This is a genomic window from Kineosporia sp. NBRC 101677 (genome assembly GCF_030269265.1).
GTDB lineage: Bacteria > Actinomycetota > Actinomycetes > Actinomycetales > Kineosporiaceae > Kineosporia > Kineosporia rhizophila.
On sequence record NZ_BSTA01000005.1, the window covers coordinates 136,579 to 159,651 of the forward strand.

Genomic DNA, 23,073 nt, shown 5'->3' on the forward strand with positions numbered 1-23,073 from the left:
GCATTGGGCGATCGAGCGAGTCCATGGGTCGCAGGCCTCGGGTCGGTCGAGCCAATTCCCGTCGGGCTAATGCCTGACACGCTGCGTATCTGTCGGCAGGATCAGGGGCGCCACCCGCCGACGGGTCGGGGCGGTCGAGACCGGGGGGTCTGATGGTCGAGGTCAAGGTAGCGACGGGAGAGGTTCGGGCGGGTCTCTCGGGGGGCCGGCCGAGAAGGTGGAAGGCGTGGGCGAGCATGGTGGCGGTATGTGCCGCTGGTACCTGGGTCCTGACCACCGGATACCTGGAGGTCGTCGGCGACTGGTTGACCCGGGACGTCTCGGCGGACACGTTCCTGTGGCCGCTCGTCCTGGGCTGGTGGGGGCGGGTGGGCAAGGTGCTGCAGTTCGTCGCCGGCCTGACCGTCCTGCTCGACCTCGTCGGCCCGGAGAAGCTGCGCGCTGTGGGGCTCCGCGCCTCCCGCGAGGTGGAGCAGTTCCGATCGGTTCGAGCCGAGAACCAGTTCGCCCACGAATTGGAAAGGGTGCGCCACCTGACCGGAGTGCGGTTTGCTGCTCGCTACGACGACACCTCGGCCACGTATTTCTCGGCCATGGGCGATCCCGGCTCGTTCGGTTGGCAGGCGGTCCCAGATGACGCTCCGTTCACCGAGGAGCAATATCTGGCCGCTCACGAACGTTTCGCCGCAGAACGCGGTGAGCATTGCGGGCACGCGGAACACCCACGGATCTGCTCCGAGCAACTGCCGTTTCTCACCTCAGTAATCGAAGAACTGATCACGGCGGGCCTGACCGAGGACGAACGCCGCCAGTGGGACGCCGTTATTGCACGCACACCACGACATCCAGCCTTGACCTACGTGTCGTTCGTGGTGGCCATCAGCGCCTTCATAGCCGTCGGCACGTGGACTTCGCAGGACCGAGGCGGCCCTCGCGTCGTGCAGTTCGCGCTGCTGTTCGCCACGTTGGTGGTGTGGCTCAACATCATGGTGGACAGCGCCGGGCCGGGGCGCACCGTCCGCAGAGTCGTGATGTGGTTGCGGTACGGAGTTGTCGCGGCGAGCGCACCGGTGGTCGCTGACCTTCTGGACGCCGCCCGCCCGGCCCACCGGCTCCGCTGGGCCGGGTTCATCCTTTTCGCGATCGGGTTCCACTTCGATCTGCTGGCGTCATGAATGACCGCGACCCGCTGGTAGGGCGGATCAGCCGGCCCGCAGGGTGGCGATGACCTGACGTTCACCGGGCGGCCCACGTAGCGAGGCATGGCGGAGCTCACGACGGTGACAAAGTGTCGCCTGAGTGCCTGTTGATCATGCAGACTGTCGCCCGTGCTGCATCTGACCCTGGCCGACGTGCTCAACCTCCCCGTGGTCCGCCAGGGCGCCCCCGTGGTCCTGGCCGGAGAGGTGAATCTGCACGCGGCGGTGCGCTGGGTGCACGCCACCGAGCTGGTCGACATCGCGCCGTTGCTGCGGGCCGGGGATCTGGTCCTGACCACCGGGGTCGGTCTGCCGGCGGACGGCGACCGGGCCGGACTCCAAGGGTTCATCGACAGCCTGGCCGAGGCCGGGTGCGCCGGGCTGATGGTGGAGTACGGGCGGCGCTGGCAGGAGGGCACGCTTCCGCCGGTTCTGGTCGGGGCGTGCGACGAGGCGGGCCTGCCGCTGGTGGCGTTCACCCATGAGGTCAGGTTCGCGGCGGTGATCCAGACGGTGGGGGAGACGGTGGTGGACCAGCAGTTGGCTCAGTTGCGGGAGGCGGAGCGGGTGCACGAGACCTTCACCGAGCTGAGCTTCGAACAGGCTGAGGCGCAGCAGGTTCTGGAGGCGGTGCGCCGGCTGGCGGGTGCGCCGGTGGTGCTGGAGAACGACCAGCACCGTCCGCTCGACTTCCTGCCCGGCCCGGTGGTCGTCCCCGATTTCCTCGACGGCTGGCGGGCCCGCTCGGCCCGGGTCAGCGTCAGCGGCCGCACGAGCTGGGACGAGGCGAACGGCTGGCTGGTCACCCGGCTGGGCAGCCGGGAGCAGACCTGGGGGCGTCTGATCATCGGTTCCGAGCAGCCGCCGTCCCAGCGCCTGATCGCGGTCGCCGAGCGGGCGGCGGCCTCGCTGGCCCTGCACCGGCTGCGCGACCGGGACCAGGAGAATGCCTCCCGGCGGCGGCATCACGAACTTCTGCTGGCGCTGACCAGCCAGCCGGTGGACGACGATCTGGTGCGCCGCTGTGAGCTGGCGGGGTTCCCGATCGCCCGGCGTCAGTTCGCCGGGGTGGTGCTCAGGCCTGCGGCGCTCGGGGGTGGGCGGGACAACCTGGACGAGGTGATTGCCGCGGTCGTGGCGGCCGCGCACGCGGTCAAGGTGCCGGCGCTGGTGGCCCAGGTCGACCGGGAGGTGCGGCTGCTGCTGTCGATCCCGGCCTCGGCGCAGGCGGATCCGCTGGTCGACCGGCTCGCCGCCCGGCTGCGGCAGGCGATGGTGGCGGGCGCGGGGCGGGCGGTGATGGTGCCTGAGGCGATCGACCGGACGATGGCCGAGGCCCGGCACGTGGCCGACTCGGTGCCGCCGGTCGCCCCGGGCGGTGGGCCGTCCGGTCAGGCGGTGACGGTGCACCGCCTGCCGGACGTTCACCTGCACGGCCTGCTGACCCTCCTCGGTGAGGACGAGCGGGTCCGGCTGTTCGTCGATCGTGAGCTGGAACCGCTGCGCCGGCACGACAGTTCGCCGGCCGGCAAGCAGATCCAGTTGCTGCCGGTGCTGCGGGCCCTGCTGGAGCATCCGGCCAGCAAGTCGGAGGCCGCCGCCGGCCTGCATCTGTCCCGGGCGGCGTTCTACGACCGGCTGAGCAAGCTCGAGCGGGTGCTGGGGGTGGACCTGGACAATCCGTCGATCCGGGTGTCCCTGCACGTCGCCCTGATCGCCGACGACCTGGCCCAGGCCCGCGCCCGGTGACCTGCGTCAGTAGGCGGTGGACACGGGAACCCGGCGCTCGTCCGTCTCGAGCGACTCCCCCTCGGCGTCGATGTGCGGTAGCACCCGGTCCAGCCAGCGCGGCATCCACCAGGCCGTCTCACCCAGCAGCGCGAGCAGGGCGGGCACCAGGATCATCCGCACCACGAAGGCGTCGACCAGGACCCCCGCGGTCAGGGCCAGGCCGATCGAGGCGATGATCGACATGGGTGCGATGGCGAAGGCGCCGAACACCGAGGTCATGATCAGCGCGGCCGCCGCGACCACGATGGCGGTGCGGCCGAACCCGTCGAGAATGGCTTCTACCGGGCGCATCCCGTGCCGGTGGGCCTCGTGGATCCGGGAGACCAGGAACACCTGGTAGTCCATCGCCAGGCCGAACAGGATGCCGACGATCAGGATCGGCATGAAGGTCAGCAGCGGGTTGCCGGACGGGGCGGCGAACAGGCCGCTGAGCCAGCCCCACTGGAACACGGCCACGGTCACACCGAACGCGCTGCCCACCGACAGCAGGAACCCGAGGGTGGCGATCACCGGCACCAGGATCGAGCGGAACAGCACGATCAGCAGCAGCAGCGACAGGCCGACGACCAGGATCAGGTAGACGATCAGGGCCTGGTTGAGGGCGTGGTTGAGGTCGATGTCGATGGCGGTCTGCCCCGTCACCGAAAGTTGGACGCCGTCGAGATCCGATGCTGCAGAGCGGATGTCCCGCACCAGCTGGTAGGTGCTTTCGTCGATTGGCCCGCTGGCGGGGGTGATCTGGAGAATGGCGGCGTCACCGGCCTCGCTGACGCCGGCGGGGGTGACCCGGGCGACGTCCGGCAGGCTCTGGATCGTGCTGGTCACCGGCCCGACCTGAGCCTGGACGTCCTCGCCCTCGAGCAGCACGATCAGCGGGTCCTGCGCGCCCGCGCCGAACTTTTCGGCGATCAGGTCGTAGGCGGCTCGCTGGGTGCTGTCCGGGTCCTCACCGCCGGGTGTGCTGAGGGCGGTCTGCATGGACAGGACCGGGATGCACAGCACCAGCAGGGCGGCGATCACCGAGACGGCGACCACGGCCGGGCGGCGCACCACGATCGCGATCCACCGCTCGAGGAAGGTCAGGCGGTCCGCATTCCTCGTCTGACGACCGTGACGTTCTTTACGCGGCATCATGCGGGGGCCCATCGACCGGGACAGAGCCGGCAGCAGGGTGAGGGCGGCCAGCACGGCGACGAGGACGGTGAAGGCAGCGGCCAGGCCCATCTCGGTGAGGAAACCGATGCCGACCACCGACAGCGCGGCCAGGGCGATGATCACCGTGGTACCGGCGAACACCACGGCCGATCCGGCGGTACCGGCGGCCCGTCCGATCGCGTCCTCCAGGGATCGGCCCTCCCGCAGTTCGTTGCGGGTGCGGGCCAGGATGAACAGGCAGTAGTCGATCCCGACGGCCAGGCCGATCATCAGGGCCAGGGTGGGGGTGGTGCTGCTGATCGGCTGGAGGGCCGAGAAGGCCAGGACGCCCAGCAGGCCTACGGCCACACCGACCAGTGCCATCAGGATGTTGGCGCCAGCCGCGACCAGCGAGCCGTAGGTGACCAGGAGGACCACGAACGACAGGGCGATGCCGACCAGTTCGCTGGCGTGCCCGCCCTCCCCGGCGCCCCCGGCCCCGAGGGAACCGCCGACCTCGACGTCCAGCCCCTGAGCCTGCTCGGCGAGGTCCACGACCTGCTCGTGCAGGGCCTCGGCGTTGTCGTCGGTGACGCCGGTCAGGCTGATCGTGGCCACGGCGGTGCTCTTGTCCGGTGAGACGTAGGGCATCTGCCGGTCGAAGGGGTCGCTCACGGCGGCCACGTTGGGCAGGCCGGCAGCCTGCTCCAGGATCTGCTCGACCGCGCGCCGGTTCGCGCCCACGCCGATCGGGGAGTCCGTACGGCTGGTGAGAGTCAGTTGCAGGCTGCCGGTGTCCTCGCTCTCCTGGGCCGCGGGGAAGTGCGTTTCCATGCGATCCAGGGCGCGGCTGGATTCCGAGCCGGGCATGGAGAAGCCGCCGTCGCTGAACTGGCTGCCGGTGGCCGCGCCGACACCGAGGCCGACCGCGGCCAGGAGCCAGATCGCGAAGACGAGGGGGCGGCGGCGGGCGCAGAACACGCCCAGCCGGTAGAGAAGTCGGGCCACGTGAAAGAGCCGCTTTCTGAGCAAGGAAGAGGGCGTGATGGTCGTTCACCACGCGGGGGCCTGCTCACGATCGCGGCCTGGGGCAGGTGCTGTCGTCGTCTGCGTAAGGGATCTGCGTGTACGCCGGCGGCGGTAGTGCTGGGCGCCCTACTGCTGCGGCGGTACGTCGAGTACGCCGCTGTCGTACACCGCGACCACGAGCGCGGCCCGGTCACTGACACCCAGCTTGCTCATCGCCCGGTTGACGTGGGTCTTGACCGTCAGCGGGGAAATGGTGAAGTGAAGGGCTATTTCGTCGTTGGTCAGGCCCTTGGCGGCCAGGACCACGACCTCCAGTTCGCGGCCGGTCAGCACGTCCAGGGCGTCCGGGCGGCGCGGGCGGGCCGGCTGGGCGGAGCCGGCCCGGGAGGCGAGGGTGGCCATGGCCCGCGGCGAGAGCAGCGAGTGGCCGCGGGCCACCACCCGGATGGCGTCGATCACGGTCTCCGGGTCGGCGTCCTTGCCCAGGTAGCCCTTGGCCCCGGCGCCCACTGCGGACAGGATGTCGGCGTCGGTCTCGAAGGTGGTCAGGACCAGGACGGCGACGCCGGGGGACAGGCCCGGGTCGGCCAGGATCTGCCGGGTCGCCTCGATCCCGTCGGTGCCGGGCATGCGCAGGTCCATCAGCACGACGTCCACGCCACCGGCCCGCACGGCGCGCACCGCGGCCGCACCGTCGGCGGCCTCCCCGACCACGGCCAGTCCCGGCTCGGACTCCAGGATGCCGCGCATCCCCACCCGGATCAGGGCCTGGTCGTCGGCGATCAGGACACGGACGTCCCCGGTCATGGTGCGTCTCTTTCTTCAGGACGGTCGGTGGTTGCGTTTGCGTCGGCGGGTTTGAGGACGTCGGTGGTTGCGTTTGTGTCGACGGGCTCGAGGACGTCGGTGGTTCCGGGAGCGTCGATGCTCAGGGGCAGTTCGGCGGTGACCGTGAACGTCCCGTCCCGCCGGGAGACGGACAGCCGGCCACCGAGCGTCCGCACCCGTTCGCGCATGCCGATCAGACCGTAGCCGCCCTCCGGATCACGGGTGACATCCCGTTCCCGGGCCACGGCGGTGTCGGCGGCGGGAACGGCGTTGTGGGACCGGAGCCGCAGGACGTCGGCGTCGATGTCCAGGGTCAGGGTCACCGGGCCGGCGCCGTGCCGGCGGGCGTTGGTCAGGAGTTCCTGCGAGACCCGGTAGGCGGTCATGGCGACCAGTTCCGGCACCCGCTCCGTGTCGCCGCGGCGGTGCAGGAGCACGTCCATCCCACCCTTACGCAGGGTCTGCACCAGCGTGTCGATGTCGTCCAGGCCCTGGGCCGGCGGGGCCGGCCCGTCGAACTCGCTGTCGCGCAGCACCTTCAGCATGCTGGACATCTCCCGCAGCACCATCTGGGTGGCCGACTCGGCCTCGCGCAGGGCACTCTCGGCCCGCTCGGGAGAACTGTGCAGCGTGCGCCGGGCCAGCCCGGTGTGCAGGCGGATCACCGCGACCTGATGACCCAGCACGTCGTGCAGGTCGCGGGCGATGCGCAGGCGTTCCTCGGCCACCCGGCGGTGGGCCTCGGCCTCCCGGGTCTCCAGGGCCCAGCGCGCTCGTTCCTCCACGGCTGCGACGTACTGACGCCGTGAGCGCAGCGCGGTGCCGATCCCGGCCGCCCCGGCCGTCCAGATGATCAGCGTGATGGTCTCCAGGCCGAGCACCGGGAACGGCTCGTGCAGCGCCATCACCAGGCAGCCGACGGCGAACGTGGTCCCGGCGGCGGTCACCGCCCGCCAGCGCGGCAGGGAGGCCACGGCGTTCAGCAGCAGCAGCTGGCACATGCCCAGGCCGGTCGCCGGGCCGTCGCCGGAGACGATGAACACCAGGAACAGCAAGATCCCCAGGATCCAGGCCCGGGCGGCGGGCACGCGCAGCCACACGAGCAGGCACTGGGCCAGGACGACGAGGAGCGACAGGTGCACGCTCGGGGCGTCCGGGCCGCTGAGCGCCCCGTACGCCTCGCCGCCGAGCACGAAGAGGCTGCCGGCCGAGAGCCAGGTCCACGACCTGGACACGAAGTTCACGAGCACCCTTTCCACGCCGGACTCCGGACGGCTGTCCTGCGGTTGCGTCCACCGGGGAAGGTATCGGCTGAGCAGGTGTCCGGATCGCAGCACCGGCTCCGACGTACCCTCGAGGCCGCGGCAGAGGCGAGCCCAGAGCGACAGGAGCCAGTCTTGAAGTACGTCATCCTGATCCACTCCAACCCCGACCCCTGGGGCCACCCCACCTCGCGTTTCACCCCGGAGGGCAAGGCGCTGCCCCCGGAGGAGCACGAGGCGGCGGACAAGGCGTTCGAGGACCTGCTGGGGGAGATCTCGGAGTCCGGCGAACTGGTGCACGCCGAGGCGCTCGCGGCCCCGGCCACGTCGACGCTGTACGGGTGGAGCCCGCAGGGTCACCTGGTCACCGACGGTCCCTACGCCGAGGCCAAGGAGCAGCTGGCCGGGTTCTTCGTGATCGACACCGCCACGCGCGAACGCGCGGAGGAGATCGCGGCGCAGTTCGCCCAGCCCGGGGGCACGATCGAGTTGCGCCCTGGGATGCAGTGACGCCGACCGACACAACAGCAGAGGACGTGTGGCGCGAGTGTGCGCCGCACGTCCTGGCTGCGCTGGTACGCAAGTTCGGTGACTTCGAGGCGGCCGAGGACGCGCTGCAGGAGGCCCTGGCCGATGCGCACGTGCAGTGGCCGGCGCAGGGGATCCCGGAGCGTCCCCGGGGGTGGCTGATCCGGGTGGCCGAGCGGCGCCTGATCGATCACAGGCGCAGTGAGGACGCCCGCCTGCGGCGGGAGGAACGTCTGGCCGTACAGCCGGGGCCGGAGGCCGCGCCGGACACGGACGACTCGCTGACCCTGCTGCTTCTGTGCTGCCACCCCGCGCTCAGCCCCGACCTGCAGGTCGCCCTCACCCTCCGGGCGGTCGGCGGGCTGAGTACCGCCCAGATCGCCCGGGCGTTCCTGGTGCCCGAGGCCACCATGACCCGCCGCATCACCCGCGCCAAAACCCGCCTACGGCAGGCGGATGCCCGCTTCACCAGCCCGCCACCCCACGAACTGCCCGATCGCATCCGCGCCGTGGCACACGTCCTCTATCTGATCTTCACCGAGGGCCACACTGCCACCACCGGCACCGAGCTCACCGACAGCACACTCGCCGCCGAGGCCATCCGGCTCACCCGCCAGCTGCACACCCGGCTGCCCGCCGACACCGAGATCACCGGGTTGCTGGCCCTGATGCTCCTGACCCACGCCCGACGGGCTGCGCGCCTGGACGCACACGGCAACCTGCGCACCCTGACCGACCAGGACCGCACCCGGTGGGACACCGCGATGGTGACCGAGGGCGTCCATCTGCTCGAAACCGCCCTGCCCACCGGACCGGTCGGCCCCTACCAACTGCAGGCCGCCATCGCCGCGGTGCACGCCGAAGCGAAAGACGCGGCGCAGACCGACTGGCCGCAGATCGTCCTGCTGTACGAGATGCTGCAGCGGCTGACGCCGAGCCCGGTTCTCACCCTGAACCACGCCGTCGCGGTCGCCGAAACACGGGGGCCGGCCGAGGCGCTCGCCATGATCAGGCCTCTGCTCGAGGATCCGGCGCTGCGGCGCCAGCACCGCGTTCACGCCGTACATGCGCACCTGCTGCGGGCGGCCGGGCAGGAGCAGGCGGCCAGGGCCAAGTACGCGCGCGCGGCCGAGCTGGCCACGAGCATCGCCGAACAGCGTTATCTCAATGCGCAGGGGGCGAATCAGGGCCGTACCTGATGTGAGCGCTCGTTGTCGGCGCGTAGCGTCCTGAACGACGCTGATCAAGGAGCACCGATGGCCACCAGTAAGACGCCGAAACTTCCACCTCGCTGGGTGATGCGCTCGTTCTGGCGTTCCCACCGGCGGCTGTACGTCCTGACCGGCGGGCGCAAAGGGCTGCGGGTGCAACGGCCGGGGCACGAGGGGCTGATGCGGCTCACCACGACCGGCCGTCACAGTGGGCATTCCCGGTCGGTCATGCTCTCGTACCTGGCCGACGGGCCCGATCTGTGCGTGGTGGCGCTGAACGGTGTGGCCGCGCCCGATCCGGCCTGGCTGCTGAACCTGCGCGCCCAGCCCGAGGCCGTGGCCGACCTGGCCGGAACCGGCGGGCGAGGTCGCCCGGTGCTGGCCCGGGAGGTGGAAGGGCCGGAACGGGAGCGGCTGTGGGCGCGGTGGCTGGAACTGGATCCTCACCTCGACGCCTACGCCGCCCAGCGGCCGGGACGTACGGCGGTGGTCGTACTCCAGCCGCGCTGACGGGCCCGTCCGCCGGTGCACATGATCCATTCAGGTCACGACCTGGACAAGACACGGCAAACGAGTGCCCTGCGAGAGTGCGGTCAGCCCGTCACCAGTGCAGACTCCGCCGGTGATGCCAAGTTCAATGAGCGCCGCCAAAGCCAACCGCGCGCTGACTGCCGCCGCCTGGAGCACCGCCAAGATCGTGGTGGTGCTGTTCGGCCTGTGGATGTTCATCCGTGTGCTGAACGCGTCCTGGTCGGTGATCTGGCCGCTGGTGATCGCTCTGCTGCTGACCACGCTGACCGAGCCGGTCTCGCGCTTCCTGCGCAACCATGGCTGGCCGGCCGCGCTGGCCGCGAGCGTCACCACGCTCCTGGGCCTGCTGGTCGTGGCCGGGGCCGTGGTGCTGATCGTGGTGCCGGTGTCCTCGCAGTCGGGGGAGCTGGCCGACGGTGTGCAGCAGGGCATCCAGCAGACCCGTGACTGGATGGCCGGGCCGCCCCTGAACATCGAGGACGACCAGGTCAACGAGGCGGTCGACGCCGGTGTCGCGCGGGTGCAGGAGAGCGTCAGCGACATCATCAGCGTCACCCTGACCGGGGTCAGCACCATCGTGAACGGCCTGATCACCGCCGTTCTGGCGGTGTTCCTGATGTTCTTCTTCCTGAAGGACGGCTACCGCTTCCTGCCGTGGCTGTCCCGGCAGCTGCCCGGCCGGCTGGCCCAGGACGTGCCGATCGTGGCCACCCGCAGCTGGTACATGCTCGGCTCGTTCGTGCGCTCGCAGGCGTTCGTCGGTCTGCTCGACGCCGTCTTCATCGGTATCGGGCTGTGGCTGGTCGGCGTGCCGCTGGTGCTGCCGCTGGCCGTGCTGACCTTCCTGGGCGCGTTCATCCCGATCGTCGGGGCGCTGTTCGCGGGCTTCGTGGCCGTGCTGATCGCCCTGGTGTTCAACGGTTTCACCGCGGCGCTGATCGTGCTGGGCATCATCCTGCTGGTGCAGCAGCTGGAGGGGAACGTCTTCCAGCCGATCATCCAGAGCCGGGGCCTGGGCCTGCACGCGGCGGTCATCCTGCTGGCCGTGACCCTCGGCGGAAGCCTGATGGGCATCGTCGGCAGCCTCCTGGCCGTGCCGGTGGCCGGCCTGATCGCCGTGATCTGGGGCTACCTGCGCGAGCAGCTTTCCGAGCCCACCGAGGAACTGCCCCCCGAGCACAACCTGCACCACCCCTCACCCGAGGTGGGGGAGCAGGACGTGGTGCCGGTGGTCGCGGAGACCGACGGCCCCCGCGAGACCGACGACCCGCCGGCAACGGAGAACCCCAGCGACCGCCCGGCGGCCGCCAACCGGCTGCGGGACTGGTTCCGCCGCGACTGATTCCTTCTCCCGGCGGGCGTGAACCCGCCCGCCGGGATGCCGTACGTTCGCCCTGTGCAGCGTGTTCTGGTGGTGGAGGATGACCCGGTCATCGCCGATGCGCTGCGGCGCCGGCTGGAGGCGGAGGGGTTCGCGGTCGAGGTCTGCCACGACGGGCGGGTGGCGGTAGAGCGTTTCGACGACAGCGTGGACCTGCTGGTGCTCGACGTGATGCTGCCGGGCCTCGACGGCCTGGAAGTGTGCCGGCGGGTTCAGGCACAACGCCCGGTACCGGTGCTCATGCTCACCGCCCGCGCCGACGAGACCGACCGGCTGATCGGGCTGGGCGTCGGCGCCGACGACTACCTCACCAAACCGTTCAGCCCCCGCGAACTGGTGGCCCGGGTGAGGGCACTGCTGCGGCGGGTGCAGCGGGCCGAGGAACTGGCCCGCGCCAAGGTCTCCCGGTCGGAACAACTGGACCTCGGTAAGGGCCTGATGGTGGACGTCGGTGGGCGCCGGGTCGAGCTTTCCGGGCAGGAGGTGCACCTGACGCGCACCGAGTTCGACCTGCTGCACGCCCTGGCCCAGCGGCCGGGGCGGGTGGTCACCCGGGAACAGATGCTGGCCGAGGTCTGGGCCTGGCCCGACCCGCCCACCTCGGGCGCCTCGCGCACCGTCGACTCGCACGTGAAGACGCTGCGCCGCAAGATCGGCCCCGAACGCATCCGAACGGTGCACGGGGTCGGATACGCCCTGGAACCTTCATGAGCGGGACCTGGCAGGCGGCCGGGGACTGGATCGTGCGCTTCTGGGACCGCTGGCGCCCCCTGGACCCGGTGCCCTCGATCAAGCTCAAGTTCGCCCTCCTGGTCGGGCTGAACCTGGTGGTCACGGCCGGAGTCACCTGGTACGCGGTGGTGGTGCTGGGCTGGCGGGTGCGCTACGGGATGATCTGGGCCAGCCTGATCGTGCTCGTGGTCAGCCAGCTGGTGGGGCACGGGATGACCCTGCCCCTGCGCCAGATGACGGCGGCGGCCCGCGAACTGGCCGCGGGACGGCCGTTCCCGGCCCTGCAGACCAACAGCCGCGACGAGGTCGGCGAGCTGGCGCGGGCCTTCACGACGATGGCCACGCAGCTGGAGGCGGCCGACCGGCAGCGTCGGCGGTTGCTGGCCGACGTCGGTCACGAATTGCGGACGCCCGTGGCGGCTTTGCGCGCACAGGTCGAGAACCTGGTGGACGGGGTGCGCCCGGCTGATCCCGAGGCCCTGGCCGAGGTGCTGGGGCAGGTCGAGCGGCTGGGTGGGCTGCTCACCGACTTCCTCACTCTGGCCAGCACCGACGGCGGGGCCGAAACCCTTCACCGCAGGCCGGTGCCGGTGGACGACCTGGTCCAGCCGGTGGTGGCCGAGGTGAGACTGGCCCGGCCTGGCGCCTCGATCACCGTCGACGTGCCGCCGGACCTGGTCGCCGACCTCGATCCCCGGCGGATGGCCCAGGTGCTCACCAATCTCCTGGACAACGCCTCCCGCCATGCCGGGGACGGGGGAGAGGTGAGCGTCCGCGCGCGGGCGGGACAAACGTCCTCAAGTTTGGTTCTCGAGGTGACCGACAACGGGCCGGGCATACCCCGCGAACGCTGGAACAGCGTCTTCGAGCGGTTTGCCTCGGGGGAGCCGGGGGATTCGCGGCAGGACGGGGGCACGGGGCTGGGCCTGGCCATCGCGCGGTGGGTGGTGGTGCTGCACGGCGGGCGGATCGACGTGGTGGACTCGGACGGGGCCGGATGCCGGATTCGTGTGGAGATTCCTTCACAGAATCCTCACATGATCACCCCGGAACGCTCCCAGCGGCGGTCCTAGCGTGATGGCTCATGAACGATGGGCCAAAGGCAAAGGGTTCCGCGGCCGAAAGTGCTGCGGCGGCGAATGCTTCGGCGGGCGCCGGTAAGAGTGCTGCCGCGCAGGGGAGCGCTTCGGCGACTGCCGGTACGGGCCCGGCAGTGACGGGGACCGTGGTGGCGAGTACGACAGCGGCTTCGACCGGCGGTTCTCCCAGGGCCGTTTCCTCGGGGGCCTGGGATCCGGGGGCCGGGGAGCCGCTGCCTCCGATCTGGCCACGTGATCACTGGGCCGAACCGGCGCCGCCCCGGCTGGCTCTGCCCTTGGCGGCGGTCGGGGCCGGAGCGGTTGCAGCCCTGGTGATCCCGGACGCCGAGATGGGAATCAACATCTTCGCGGTCGCGCTGCTGATCGCCGGCGGTGTGCTGCTGTCGGTGCGGCCGAGGCCGGTGACCGACGTGCAATCGCGGCTGTTCAGCGTGGCGCTGGTCGTGCTCGCGGTGCTGCTGAGCGCGGTGTCGGTGGTGCGGGCCAGCGAATGGCTGTCGTTCGTCTGCGTACTGGCCGCTGCTGCGCTCGCGGCCGCCGCCGCTCTGGGGGTACGGCAGTGGAGCACGCTTCTGGGGACCGGGCCGCTGATGCTCGAGGCGGTGATCCGGGCGGTCCCGTGGGCCGGGATCACGCTGCAGCGCAACACTCCTCGGCGTCTTCCGGTCCAGGCTCCGGTCGCGGTGCTCACCGGCGTGGGAGTGGGCGTGGCCTGCGCGGGAGTGATCGGGGCGTTGCTGGCCAGTGCGGACGCCAAGTTCGCGTCCCTGCTCTCGTCGGTCGGGGAATGGTTCCGGATCGAGGAGCCGCCGACCGACCTGCTGGTGGGGCGGGTGGTCGTCCTGGTGCTGGTGACACTGTTCGTGCTGGCGCTGGGCTTCGCCGCCTCGAGCACCCTGAAGCAGCGGTCGCGTGTGGTGAAGGGCCGGCACCCGGCCGAGTGGATGGTGCCGCTGGTGCTGGTCGCAGCCACGATCGCGGCGTTCCTGGCGGTCGAGGCCGGGCAGTTGTTCGGTGGCTCGACGGTGGGTCATGCGGCGCGGGCCCGGGAAGGCTTCGGGCAGCTGATCGTGGTCACCGTGCTGGTGCTGCTGCTGATCGCCTGGTCGGGGCGCTCGGCGGGCGGGAAGCACCGGCGGCTTCTGGGGGCCGGGGCCGGCACGCTGCTGGCGCTGACCCTGCTGCTGGCCGTGTCAGCGCTCAGCCGGTTGTGGCTCTACCAGGACGAGTACGGCTGGACGGTGGCCCGGCTGAACGCCGGCGCCTTCGAGCTGTGGGTGGTTGTTCTGCTGCTCGCGGTGGGCCTGACCTGGCTGCTGCGGCGCACCGACTGGCTGCCGCGGCTGGCCATCGGCTCCGCCGGTCTGGGGTTGCTGGCTCTGGCGGTGGCCGGCCCGGACGCGCTGGTGGCCACGGCCAACGTTCATCGCTTCGAGCAGGGGCACGACCTGGACGCCTACTACCTGTCGCAACTGTCCGAGGATGCGGTGCCGGCGCTGATGGAACTACCCAAGGACGTACGGCCGTGCGTGCTGTCCGCGACCACGTGGGACCGGCCCTGGTACGCCTGGAATCTCGCGCACTCGCGGGCCCAGGGGCTGATCGAGGACCAGATCGTTACCGCGCCTGCGTGCGTGTCGGACGTGATCCCGGGGTCGTCCGGGCGAGGGTGAGGTACCAGGGGGCGGCGGCTCAGCTCCCGTTGGCGAAACGTTCATAAACTGCAAACTTGCAGAGGCTGCAAGATCGCCCCTACTCTCGTCGCATGGACGACGGGGGTGGGGGCGAGGCCGTTCGCGTGCCGGGCCTGCGCGAGCGCCGAAAGGTCGCCACGCGCAAGGCCCTCGTGCACGCCGCCCTCAGCCTGATCGCCGACTACGGCTTCGAGCACGTCACCGTCGAGGCGATCAGCGAGTCGGCCGGGGTCTCCCAGCGCACCTTCTTCAACTACTTCGCCACCAAGGAAGACGCCCTGGTCAGCGATCAGGCCGACGAGGCCGCGCGGCTGTGCGAGCGGGTGCGCGCCGCCCCGCCCGAGCTCAGCGCCCTGGCCGCGCTGCGGTACGGCCTGGTGCACGAGGTGGAGCAGATCGAGCACCACCCCGAGGTCTTCGCCCTGCGGATGAAGGTGCTCGAGCGCAACCCCGAGCTCTTCCCCCGGCTGATGGCCAGCAGCGAGACCGCGCTGGCCAACCTGGCCGACGTGATCGCCGAGCGGGTGCGGGTCCCGGCCGACCACGCCTTCCCCGGGCTGCTGGCCTTCGTCGGGGCCTCCGCCTTCCACGCCACCCTGCGCCGCTGGCACCAGGGCGGGCGGGCCGGCGAAGCGGCCGTCCTCGTGGCCGAGACCTTCGACCTGCTCGCCGCCGGGTTCCCCGATCCGGCCCCTCAGGAACCTGATCCGGCGATTGCGATCAGGTCCGGGCGCCATCACGCCGACGGCAACGAAGCCGGTCCCGATCCCTCGTCCCGCCCGACTCCCTAGCCCCTTGCCCCAGACAAGCCAGCCCTTTACCCCAGACAAGCTGGCCCCTTCCCCCAGACAAGAGAGCGCAGGCATGTCCGTCCTGACCCGGCTCAGCCTGGCCAACCGCGCGTTGGTCCTGCTGGTGTCGCTAGCCATCACCGGGTTCGGCCTCCTGGCCATCCCGTCCCTCAAACAGCAGCTCCTGCCCTCGCTGGAGTTCCCGGCGGCGTTCGTCACCGCCACCTACTCCGGCGCGGCCCCCGACACCGTGGAGTCCCAGCTCGTCGAGCCCCTCGAAGGTGCCGTACGCGGCGTCCCGGGGGTGACCGGGGTGGTCTCCACCGCCTCCGAGGGCTTCGCCACGGTCCAGGTCGAGCTGGAGTACGGCACCAACATCGACCAGGCCAGCAACCGGATGCAGACGGCCATCACCCGGATCAGCTCACAGCTGCCCGACGGTGCCGACCCGCAGGTCCTGGCCGGCAGCACCGACGACTTCCTGCCCGCCGTGCTGCTGTCCGCCTCCGGCGGCGACACCACCGCGCTCGCCGACAAGCTCGAGCAGCTGGTCGTGCCCGAGATCAACGAGATCGACGGGGTGCGTACGGCCGAGGTCACCGGTGCTCCCGACCGGCAGGTCGTCATCACCCCCGACCCGGCCAAGATGGCCAAGGCCAAGGTCGACGCCCAGGCCATCACCACGGCCCTGGCCAGCGCCGGCACCGCCGTCCCGGCCGGTTCGGTGGCCGACGGCACGCAGTCGCTGACCGTGCAGGTCGGCGGCGCGATCTCGACGATCGAGCAGCTGCGCAAGGTCTTCGTGGGCGCGGTCCCGCTGGAGTCGATCGCCTCGGTCGAGTCGGTCGACGTGCCGCCCACCTCGCTGACCCGTACCGACGGCCAGAACAGCCTGGGCATCTCGGTCACCTCCACGCCCGACGGCAACCCGGTCGACATCTCCCACGCCATCCAGGACAACCTGGACGAGTGGAAGGCCGCCCTGGGCCAGGACGCCCAGCTGGTCACCGTGTTCGACCAGGCCCCGTTCATCGAGCAGTCGGTCGAGTCGCTGGCCACCGAGGGCGTCCTCGGCCTGGTGATGGCCGTGATCGTGATCCTGGTGTTCCTCACCTCGATCCGCTCCACCCTGGTCACCGCCGTCTCGATCCCGCTGTCGGTGCTGGCCGCGTTGATCGTGATGTGGGTCGACGGCATCTCGCTGAACGTGCTCTCGCTGGGTGGTCTGACCATCGCCATCGGCCGGGTCGTGGACGACTCGATCGTGGTGCTGGAGAACATCAAGCGGCACCTGGAGTACGGCGAGGAGAAGATCCACGCGATCACCACCGCGGTGCGTGAGGTGGCCGGTGCCATCACCGCCTCCACCATCACCACGGTGGCCGTGTTCCTGCCGCTGACCCTGGTCGGCGGGATCATCGGCGAGCTGTTCCAGCCGTTCGGCATCACCGTCAGCGTGGCCCTGCTGGCCTCGCTGCTGGTCTCGCTGACCATCGTGCCGGTGCTGGCCTTCTGGTTCCTGAAGCAGCCGAGCGCCGAGCAGCTCGAGCACGCCGACGAGATCCGGGTCGCCGCCGAGGAGAAGGAACGCAAGAGCTTCCTGCAGCGGATGTACGTGCCGGTGATCCACTTCGCGGTGGACAAGCGCTGGACGCGGTGGACCACGGTCGGCGTCTCGGTGGTCATCCTGGCCGCCACCCTGGCCATGGTGCCGCTGCTGAAGACCAACTTCCTGGACCAGTCCGGGCAGAACACGATCAACGTCACCCAGACCCTGCCGGCCGGTACCAGCCTGCAGACCACCGACGCGGCGGCCAAGAAGGTCGAGCAGGTGCTCTCCCAGGAGGGTGAGCTCGAGTCCTACCAGGCCACCGTGGGCGGCGGGGCGATCCCCGGCCTGGGCGGCAACGCCAACAGCGCCACCTTCTCGCTGACCGTGAACGAGGACGCAGAGATCGAGGAGGTCACCACCCGCCTCGAGGACCGGATCGGCGCCCTCAAGGACGTCGGCGACGTGGTCGTGGGCGGCGCCCAGGGCGGTTTCGGCGCCAGCGACATCCAGGTGCAGGTGCAGGCCGGTGACGCCGAGGTGCTCTCCCAGGCCTCCGAGCAGGTGCGCGAGGCGGTCGCCGAGGTCACCGAGCTGAAGGACGTGACCAGCGACCTGTCCGAGGAGATCCCGCGCGTCGAGGTCGAGGTCGACCCCGAGGCGGCCGCCGCGGCCGGGCTCACCGAGCAGGCCGTGGGCGGGCTGGTCTCCAATGCCTTCCGCGGTTCGCAGGCCGGTCAGGTCACGATCGACGGCGTTCAGCAGAACATCGTGATCAGCAGCGGCACCGAGGCCCCGGCCACGATCGCCGACGTGCGCAAGATCCAGATCCCGACCGCCCAGGGCCCGGTGCGCCTGTCCGAGATCGCGGTCGTGCGTGAGCAGCCCGGCCCGGTGCAGGTCACCCGGATCGACGGCGCACGCAGCGCCACGGTCAGCGGCACGCCGACCAACCCGGACAACCTGGGTGCGGCCACCTCCTCGGTCACCGAGAAGCTCGAGGCGCTGGAGCTTCCGGCGGGTGCCAGCTACACGATCGGTGGGGCCTCGGCCGAGCAGGAAGAGGCGTTCGGCCAGCTCGGCCTGGCGCTGCTGGCCGCGATCGTCATCGTGTTCGTGGTCATGGTGGCCACCTTCCGCAGCCTGGTGCAGCCGCTGGTGCTGCTGGTGTCCATCCCGTTCGCGGCCACCGGCGCCATCATCCTGCTGCTGCTCACCAACACCCCGCTGGGTGTGGCGGCCCTGATCGGCATGCTGATGCTGGTCGGCATCGTGGTCACCAACGCGATCGTGCTGATCGACCTGGTGAACCAGTACCGGCGTGAGGGCATGCCGCTGCAGCAGGCCGTGGTCGAGGGCGGGCGGCACCGTCTGCGCCCGATCCTGATGACGGCGCTGGCCACCATCTTCGCCCTGCTGCCGATGGCGGTGGGCCTGACCGGGCACGGCGGGTTCATCTCCCAGCCCCTGGCCGTGGTGGTGATCGGCGGCCTGACCAGCGCCACCGTGCTGACCCTGGTGCTCGTGCCCAGCCTGTACACGCTGGTCGAGGGCGGCAAGGAGAAGCGGGCCGCGAAACGGGCGGCCAAGAAGGCGAAGAAGGCCGGCAACGACCAGGACCCGGCCCCGGCCGAGCCGGTCACGGCCGGCCACGCCTGAGCCCCGGCAGTCATCTGAGCCCAGGCTCGATGTAGGAGGGCTCGGCGTAGAACGAGCCTGAGGACGGAACGGCCCGCTCGGCAGCTTCGGCTGCTGGGCGGGCCGTTCCTCGTTGGGGACCTTCTCGGGGCCGAGCCGTGCTCGCAGGGCACTGTTCGGGGCGAGGCGACTCAGTGCTCCTGAAACGGCTCGTGGTGCCGCCGCCACCGGGCTTCGTCGCCATCGATGTGCAGGAGGTACTCCGGCACCTCAGTGCCGTCCGGGTAGAGCAACTGGGTCGCGCCCTCGATGAGGTCGTAGTGCGCGCTCCACTCCGCGGCCTCCTCCTCGAGGGTCTCGAGCAGCCGGATGTCCTCGGCATACAGCGGAGCAAAGGCCTCGAAGCCGGCCAGCCGTTCCACGCGGGCACGGATCCACGGCATATCCATCTGGGTCACGTGGAGCTCGGCGACCACGCGTCCCTCGCAGCGAAGCCGCCACACGTCCCCAACAGCCGCCATGGCTCACCCGCTCATTCGCTCGTCGGTCTCATGACTCCAACAATCTCCGCTCAGCTGGTCCAGCCGACGGCGCGGACGACCGCTTGCGCCACCTGGGCCGGAGTCTGCTCAGCCTTCACGGCCACCTCGACATCAGCGACCTCGGCTGCGTCGAGGACGGCGTCCAGCTCCCCACTGCGCTGCAGATGCCAGTTCAGGGCCTCGAGATCGTCGCGGTGCCTCCGATGCAGACGGGCCTGAACATCGGCAAGGTCAAGGCGCAGACGGCACACCGACAGCGGCATCCCGACGGCCTGCTCGTACAGCGGCCGCTGCGCAAGATCCTCCAGAACCCCGGCCACGACCAGGCGAACTGCGCCGGCGACCACGTGGTTGCGGGCTACGGCGCCCAGGTTGGCCAGCATCAGGCGTTCGTGGAACGGGTCGTCGGCAGGGCTGGGCCAGGCGTTGCGCAGAGCGTCGAGATCGATGACGGCGTGGGGGATCGCATCCTTACGCAGAAGCCCACCGATGGCCTGAGCAGTGGTCGACTTACCCGAACCCACCGTGCCGGTGATCAGAAGGGCGGCCGGGGTCGAGAGGGGAATCCGCACCCGTGCGACGGTAGCGGCCTGCCGCGCAACCTCGGCCACACCGTTGGTCGAGCCGAATGCCAAGAGGGCGCTGCGGAGCAGTTCTGCCTCTGGGACGGCCGAACCCGGCAGGCGGCTCATTCACCGCGCGAAAGGCGGCAGTCTCGGCTCAGCGCTGCGTGCTGTTCACCGCGTTCCGGTTAAGGCCGATCCGCTCCCGCTCTCTGGCCGGTGCGCGGTGGCCTGCGTTCCACCCGCCGGTGGTGTGGGTGCGGTTCTGACGGACGGGTGAGCCGGTGCCGACCCGGCGGATCGCGATCGAGGGCCGATCATCGTTACGTGGATGACGCTGTCGGCCCGCTGAGGAGCACCGAGATGACCCACCCGACACCGTTCGGCGACCCGGTGCTGCTGCGGACACTGGAGGCGGCGGGCCTGCACGCCACGGGGAAGTTCCACCTCAAGGCCGGCTGGGTGAGCCGGGCGTGGGTCGGCGATGAGTACGTCGTACGGCTGAACACCGACAGACGGCACCGCGACGCGTACCGGCACGAAGCCGCCGTCGTCAGCCTGCTGGCGGGCAGCGAGGTCCCGCACGCTCGGCTGCTCTCCCACGGCGACGGTCCGGATGGGCCCTGGTACATCTCCGAACGACTGCCCGGCCAGACCCTGCACGAAGCGTGGCCGGCTGCGGACAGCGCCACTCGGCAGGCGATGATCGAAAGCCTCGGCTCAGCGTTGCGCGCGCTCCACCGCATCCAGGCCCCGGCCGATCTGCTGCCGCCCTGGCTGGCCGGCGCACTGAGTGGGGGGCCCTGGCCTGCGTTCCACCCGCCCGTGGTGGGGGCGACGCTGCAGCACGTCGAGGCCGCCCGGCAGCTGCCCGGTCATGACCCGCGCCTGCTCACGGAGGTTGCCGGCTGGGTCCAGGAGCGGTTGACGTTGTTCGCCGCCGACGAGCCCGTGCTGGTCCATGGCGATCTGCACGGGTCCAACGTGATCGTCGATCAGGGGCGTGTCACCGGGCTCATCGACTTCGCCGAGGCGCTGGCCCAGCCGGCCGATGCCGAGCTCGACACTCTCCTGCGCTGGTGTGCCCGGGCGCGCGAGTTCCCACCCGCACCTCACGAAACGGGGCTCGACGAGGGCGCACTCGCGGACGTTCCCGGCTGGTTGCACGGCGCGTATCCGGAGCTGTTCGAGCGCGAGCATCTGCGCGAGCGGCTGGACTTCTACGACCTGTACGTCGAGCTCGCGTTGTACGCACGCCACCCCCGGCCCGAGACGCGGGAAGCGGCGCAGGAGCGCATCACGTGGCTGATGTCCGGTCGCAACCATCTGGATCGACTCACCTGGTAGGTGACCCGCCGAAGGGGCAGGGTCCGCCCGAAAAGGCGGACCGAACGATCGTCGGCAAGAATGCGTTGGGCCGCGAGCGCGAGCCGGAAGTGGTTGGCCCCCGGCAGAAATACCTCCGGAGAGCACGTGATCCGGGCTCTCGCCTGCGGCGCTGTAGCGCCGCAATACGTATTTCTGCGTATCCCCAAGATCCTCCTCGCCGGTCGATGCTGACTGTTCCAAGAGCGGCCGGAGGAGGCGTGGGATGGGCGGTTTCGTCGATCGGACCCTCTTGCGGCTGGGAGACCCGGCGCGCCTGGCGGTGGAACTGTCCACTCCTGCGCCCGATCCGCAGGCGCTGGGAATGCTGCTGGCGTCGGTGCACGACCTGGAGCATGTGCGCCTCGAAAGCATCAGTCAGGTAGCGGTTCCTGAGCTGCGTGTGCAGCTGCCGCTGTTCCCGGCCGCCCGGCAGGTGGGCACCTGGACACGCACGCAGCCCTCCTACGTGGTCACCGAGGTGGCGGTGGAGAACCGGGGCGGTGTGGATCCGGTGTGGGTGGACCTGCTGGCCCGGCTGCGGGTCACGCTGGTCGCGGAAACCGATCCGGGCGGGGTCGAGTCGGTGCTGGCGAAGAGCATGGACGACTTCGCCACCCTGGAGGAGTTCCGGGAGCAGTTCCGCTACATCGACGTCGACGACTTCATGGCCCGGCACCGCCTGCAGACCGTGGAGGACCTGCGGGAGGCGTTCGAGTACCTGATCACCGAGGTGCGGTTCCGGGCGCCGGAACCCTTCGACCCGGCCGACCCGCGCAACCAGCACGACGTGGAGTTCGAACTCGCCGTGCTGATCGAGGCCGGCCTGGGCCTGACCGAGGCACTGCGCCGGGCCCGCACGGTGCGTGAGGTGGCGGCGCAGACCCGCGGTGGGGTGAAGGACGCGCTGCTGGGCCGCCCGGACCGGCCGCTGGCGGTGGCCGTGGTGCTGGATGCGGCGCAGGCCCGGGCCGAGGGCCTGCAGACCGAGCTCGTGCAAGAGCTTTTCGCCCGCGAGCAGGTGCTGTGCCTGTTCAGCGAGACCAACTGACACCCGTCGTGAGAGAGGGCCGAGCAGATGCCCGTGCGCTACATCCGCGTCAATCCGGTCGCCGACCTGTTCGCCCCGGCCGTGCGCGCTTTCGGCAACATCGCCGTCGTCGGGGCGGTGACCCCGGACGACGACCCGCCCGACGACCTGCTCGAGGTCAACGCCCCGATCCTGTTCGCCGACCCCTCCGAGGCGCGCCGGCGGGCGCCGGGCACGCTGGGCGACTCGATCGCGCTGTGCTTCGCCCAGAGCCCGGGCCCGACGGTGGTGCAGGGGGTGCGGGTCGACGCCGACGACCCGGACTGGCCGGCCGCGCTGGAGAGCCTGTCCACGCTGGACGTGCAGATCGTGTGTGTGGCCGACACCCCGCTGGACGACGCCTCCGGTGCGGAGGAGGGCGCGATCCACGCGCTGGCCACCCACGTCAGCGAGGTCTCGACCAGCGGCGGTGACGGACTGGAACGCATCGGGGTGGCCATGCTCACCCAAGGTGACACCGACCCGTCCATTGTTGCCGGCTCTCTGGCCCACGAACGGATGGTGTACGTCGCGCACAAGTCCGCGCAGGACGTCGCCGCCGCCGTGGCGGGCACGATCGCCGGTTACGAGCCGCACGTCTCGATGCTGCTGAAGCAGGTCAACGTCAGCAGCGCCCCGTTCACCGGAGCCGAGATCACCGCGCTGAACGGCAGTGAGACCTTCAGCAGCGGACCGGCCGGAGCCGGCGTCAACTGGCTGGTCGACCCGCCGCTGATCCCCGGGCAGGGGATCTACCTGGGTGAGGGGTACACCGGGAACCCGGGCGGCAAGAAGTACATCGACATCGTGCGCTGCATCGACAACGTGTCGTTCCTGCTCAAGGCCCAGCTGATCCGCTCGGTCGGCACCGCCCGGGTCAGCCGTTCGGGGCTGCGGGCGCTGATCGCCCAGATGGAGGCCGTGCTCGACCCGCTGGTGCGCCAGGAGGTGATCGAGGGGTTCACGCTCACCGTGCCGATCCTGTCGCTGCTGGACAAGCCCCCGGCCACGCTCACGCCGAGCGAGCGCACCCAGATCAGCAAGGCCCAGAACGAACGGGTCGCCGAGGTGCTGGCCGCGGTCGACTACGCCGGGGCGATCCACCGCGTCGCCATCACCCTGCGCTTCGAGTAGGA

19 protein-coding genes are annotated in these 23,073 nt (G+C 70.6%); 14 read left to right on the plus strand and 5 right to left on the minus strand.

Going from position 1 to position 23,073, the window contains the following annotated elements:
* Window positions 1–152: 152 nt before the first annotated feature.
* Window positions 153–1,175, plus strand: coding sequence for a hypothetical protein (locus tag QSK18_RS16675; RefSeq protein WP_232814337.1), 1,023 nt, complete (start codon window positions 153–155; stop codon window positions 1,173–1,175).
* Between the two features lie 153 nt (window positions 1,176–1,328).
* The gene (locus QSK18_RS16680; protein WP_285620157.1) at window positions 1,329–2,948 is read left to right on the plus strand and encodes a PucR family transcriptional regulator; all 1,620 of its coding nucleotides are present in this window, start codon (window positions 1,329–1,331) and stop codon (window positions 2,946–2,948) included.
* A gap of 6 nt (window positions 2,949–2,954) precedes the next feature.
* Here the strand turns inward: QSK18_RS16680 and QSK18_RS16685 are convergent, their stop codons facing one another.
* The 3 genes from QSK18_RS16685 to QSK18_RS16695 form a co-directional block, all read right to left on the minus strand.
* Window positions 2,955–5,132, minus strand: coding sequence for an MMPL family transporter (locus QSK18_RS16685; protein ID WP_285620159.1), 2,178 nt, complete (start codon window positions 5,130–5,132; stop codon window positions 2,955–2,957).
* Window positions 5,133–5,279: 147 nt separating this feature from the next.
* Window positions 5,280–5,960: a response regulator gene (locus QSK18_RS16690; RefSeq protein WP_285620161.1), complete on the minus strand. Its 681-nt coding sequence runs from the start codon at window positions 5,958–5,960 to the stop codon at window positions 5,280–5,282.
* Complete coding sequence (locus QSK18_RS16695; protein WP_285620163.1) at window positions 5,957–7,240, minus strand: sensor histidine kinase; 1,284 nt, start codon at window positions 7,238–7,240, stop codon at window positions 5,957–5,959. Before QSK18_RS16695 ends, QSK18_RS16690 begins: the two co-directional genes overlap by 4 nt.
* A gap of 138 nt (window positions 7,241–7,378) precedes the next feature.
* On the opposite strand from QSK18_RS16695, the gene QSK18_RS16700 reads away from it, so the two are divergent.
* From QSK18_RS16700 to QSK18_RS16740, 9 genes are all read left to right on the plus strand, one after another.
* Window positions 7,379–7,753, plus strand: a complete 375-nt coding sequence (locus QSK18_RS16700) for a YciI family protein (protein WP_285620165.1) — start codon at window positions 7,379–7,381, stop codon at window positions 7,751–7,753.
* A gap of 26 nt (window positions 7,754–7,779) precedes the next feature.
* Entirely contained in the window at window positions 7,780–8,970 is a 1,191-nt protein-coding gene (locus QSK18_RS16705; RefSeq protein ID WP_285620167.1) for an RNA polymerase sigma factor, read from the plus strand.
* Window positions 8,971–9,027: 57 nt separating this feature from the next.
* Entirely contained in the window at window positions 9,028–9,492 is a 465-nt protein-coding gene (locus QSK18_RS16710) for a nitroreductase/quinone reductase family protein (RefSeq protein WP_232814330.1), read from the plus strand.
* 211 nt (window positions 9,493–9,703) lie between these two features.
* Window positions 9,704–10,855 (plus strand): AI-2E family transporter, encoded by a 1,152-nt coding sequence (locus tag QSK18_RS16715; protein WP_502894207.1) that lies wholly within the window; start codon window positions 9,704–9,706, stop codon window positions 10,853–10,855.
* Between the two features lie 36 nt (window positions 10,856–10,891).
* Window positions 10,892–11,605, plus strand: coding sequence for a response regulator transcription factor (locus QSK18_RS16720; protein WP_269811071.1), 714 nt, complete (start codon window positions 10,892–10,894; stop codon window positions 11,603–11,605).
* Window positions 11,602–12,699 carry a HAMP domain-containing sensor histidine kinase gene (locus tag QSK18_RS16725; RefSeq protein ID WP_232814327.1) on the plus strand — a complete coding sequence of 366 codons (1,098 nt, stop codon included), beginning with the start codon at window positions 11,602–11,604 and terminating at the stop codon, window positions 12,697–12,699. The genes QSK18_RS16720 and QSK18_RS16725 overlap by 4 nt, the downstream gene beginning before the upstream one ends.
* Before the next feature lie 356 nt (window positions 12,700–13,055).
* Window positions 13,056–14,399, plus strand: coding sequence for a DUF4153 domain-containing protein (locus QSK18_RS16730; RefSeq protein WP_285620176.1), 1,344 nt, complete (start codon window positions 13,056–13,058; stop codon window positions 14,397–14,399).
* Between the two features lie 92 nt (window positions 14,400–14,491).
* Entirely contained in the window at window positions 14,492–15,211 is a 720-nt protein-coding gene (locus QSK18_RS16735; RefSeq protein WP_232814325.1) for a TetR/AcrR family transcriptional regulator, read from the plus strand.
* A 73-nt stretch (window positions 15,212–15,284) separates the two neighbouring features.
* Window positions 15,285–18,419, plus strand: a complete 3,135-nt coding sequence (locus tag QSK18_RS16740; RefSeq protein ID WP_285620179.1) for an efflux RND transporter permease subunit — start codon at window positions 15,285–15,287, stop codon at window positions 18,417–18,419.
* A 170-nt stretch (window positions 18,420–18,589) separates the two neighbouring features.
* Here the strand turns inward: QSK18_RS16740 and QSK18_RS16745 are convergent, their stop codons facing one another.
* Both QSK18_RS16745 and QSK18_RS16750 read right to left on the minus strand, forming a co-directional pair.
* Complete coding sequence (locus tag QSK18_RS16745; RefSeq protein ID WP_285620181.1) at window positions 18,590–18,874, minus strand: hypothetical protein; 285 nt, start codon at window positions 18,872–18,874, stop codon at window positions 18,590–18,592.
* Window positions 18,875–18,969: 95 nt separating this feature from the next.
* Window positions 18,970–19,512, minus strand: coding sequence for a hypothetical protein (locus tag QSK18_RS16750; protein ID WP_285620183.1), 543 nt, complete (start codon window positions 19,510–19,512; stop codon window positions 18,970–18,972).
* 318 nt (window positions 19,513–19,830) lie between these two features.
* Here QSK18_RS16750 and QSK18_RS16755 point away from each other — a divergent pair, with 318 nt between their 5' ends.
* The 3 genes from QSK18_RS16755 (at window position 19,831) to QSK18_RS16765 (ending at window position 23,071) form a co-directional block, all read left to right on the plus strand.
* A complete protein-coding gene (locus QSK18_RS16755) occupies window positions 19,831–20,850 on the plus strand; it encodes a phosphotransferase family protein (RefSeq protein WP_232814321.1) in 1,020 nt (339 codons plus the stop codon).
* Between the two features lie 244 nt (window positions 20,851–21,094).
* Entirely contained in the window at window positions 21,095–21,919 is an 825-nt protein-coding gene (locus tag QSK18_RS16760; RefSeq protein ID WP_232814320.1) for a hypothetical protein, read from the plus strand.
* Window positions 21,920–21,946: 27 nt separating this feature from the next.
* On the plus strand, window positions 21,947–23,071 hold the full coding sequence (locus tag QSK18_RS16765; protein WP_352396570.1) for a hypothetical protein: 1,125 nt from the start codon (window positions 21,947–21,949) through the stop codon (window positions 23,069–23,071).
* Window positions 23,072–23,073: the final 2 nt, after the last annotated feature.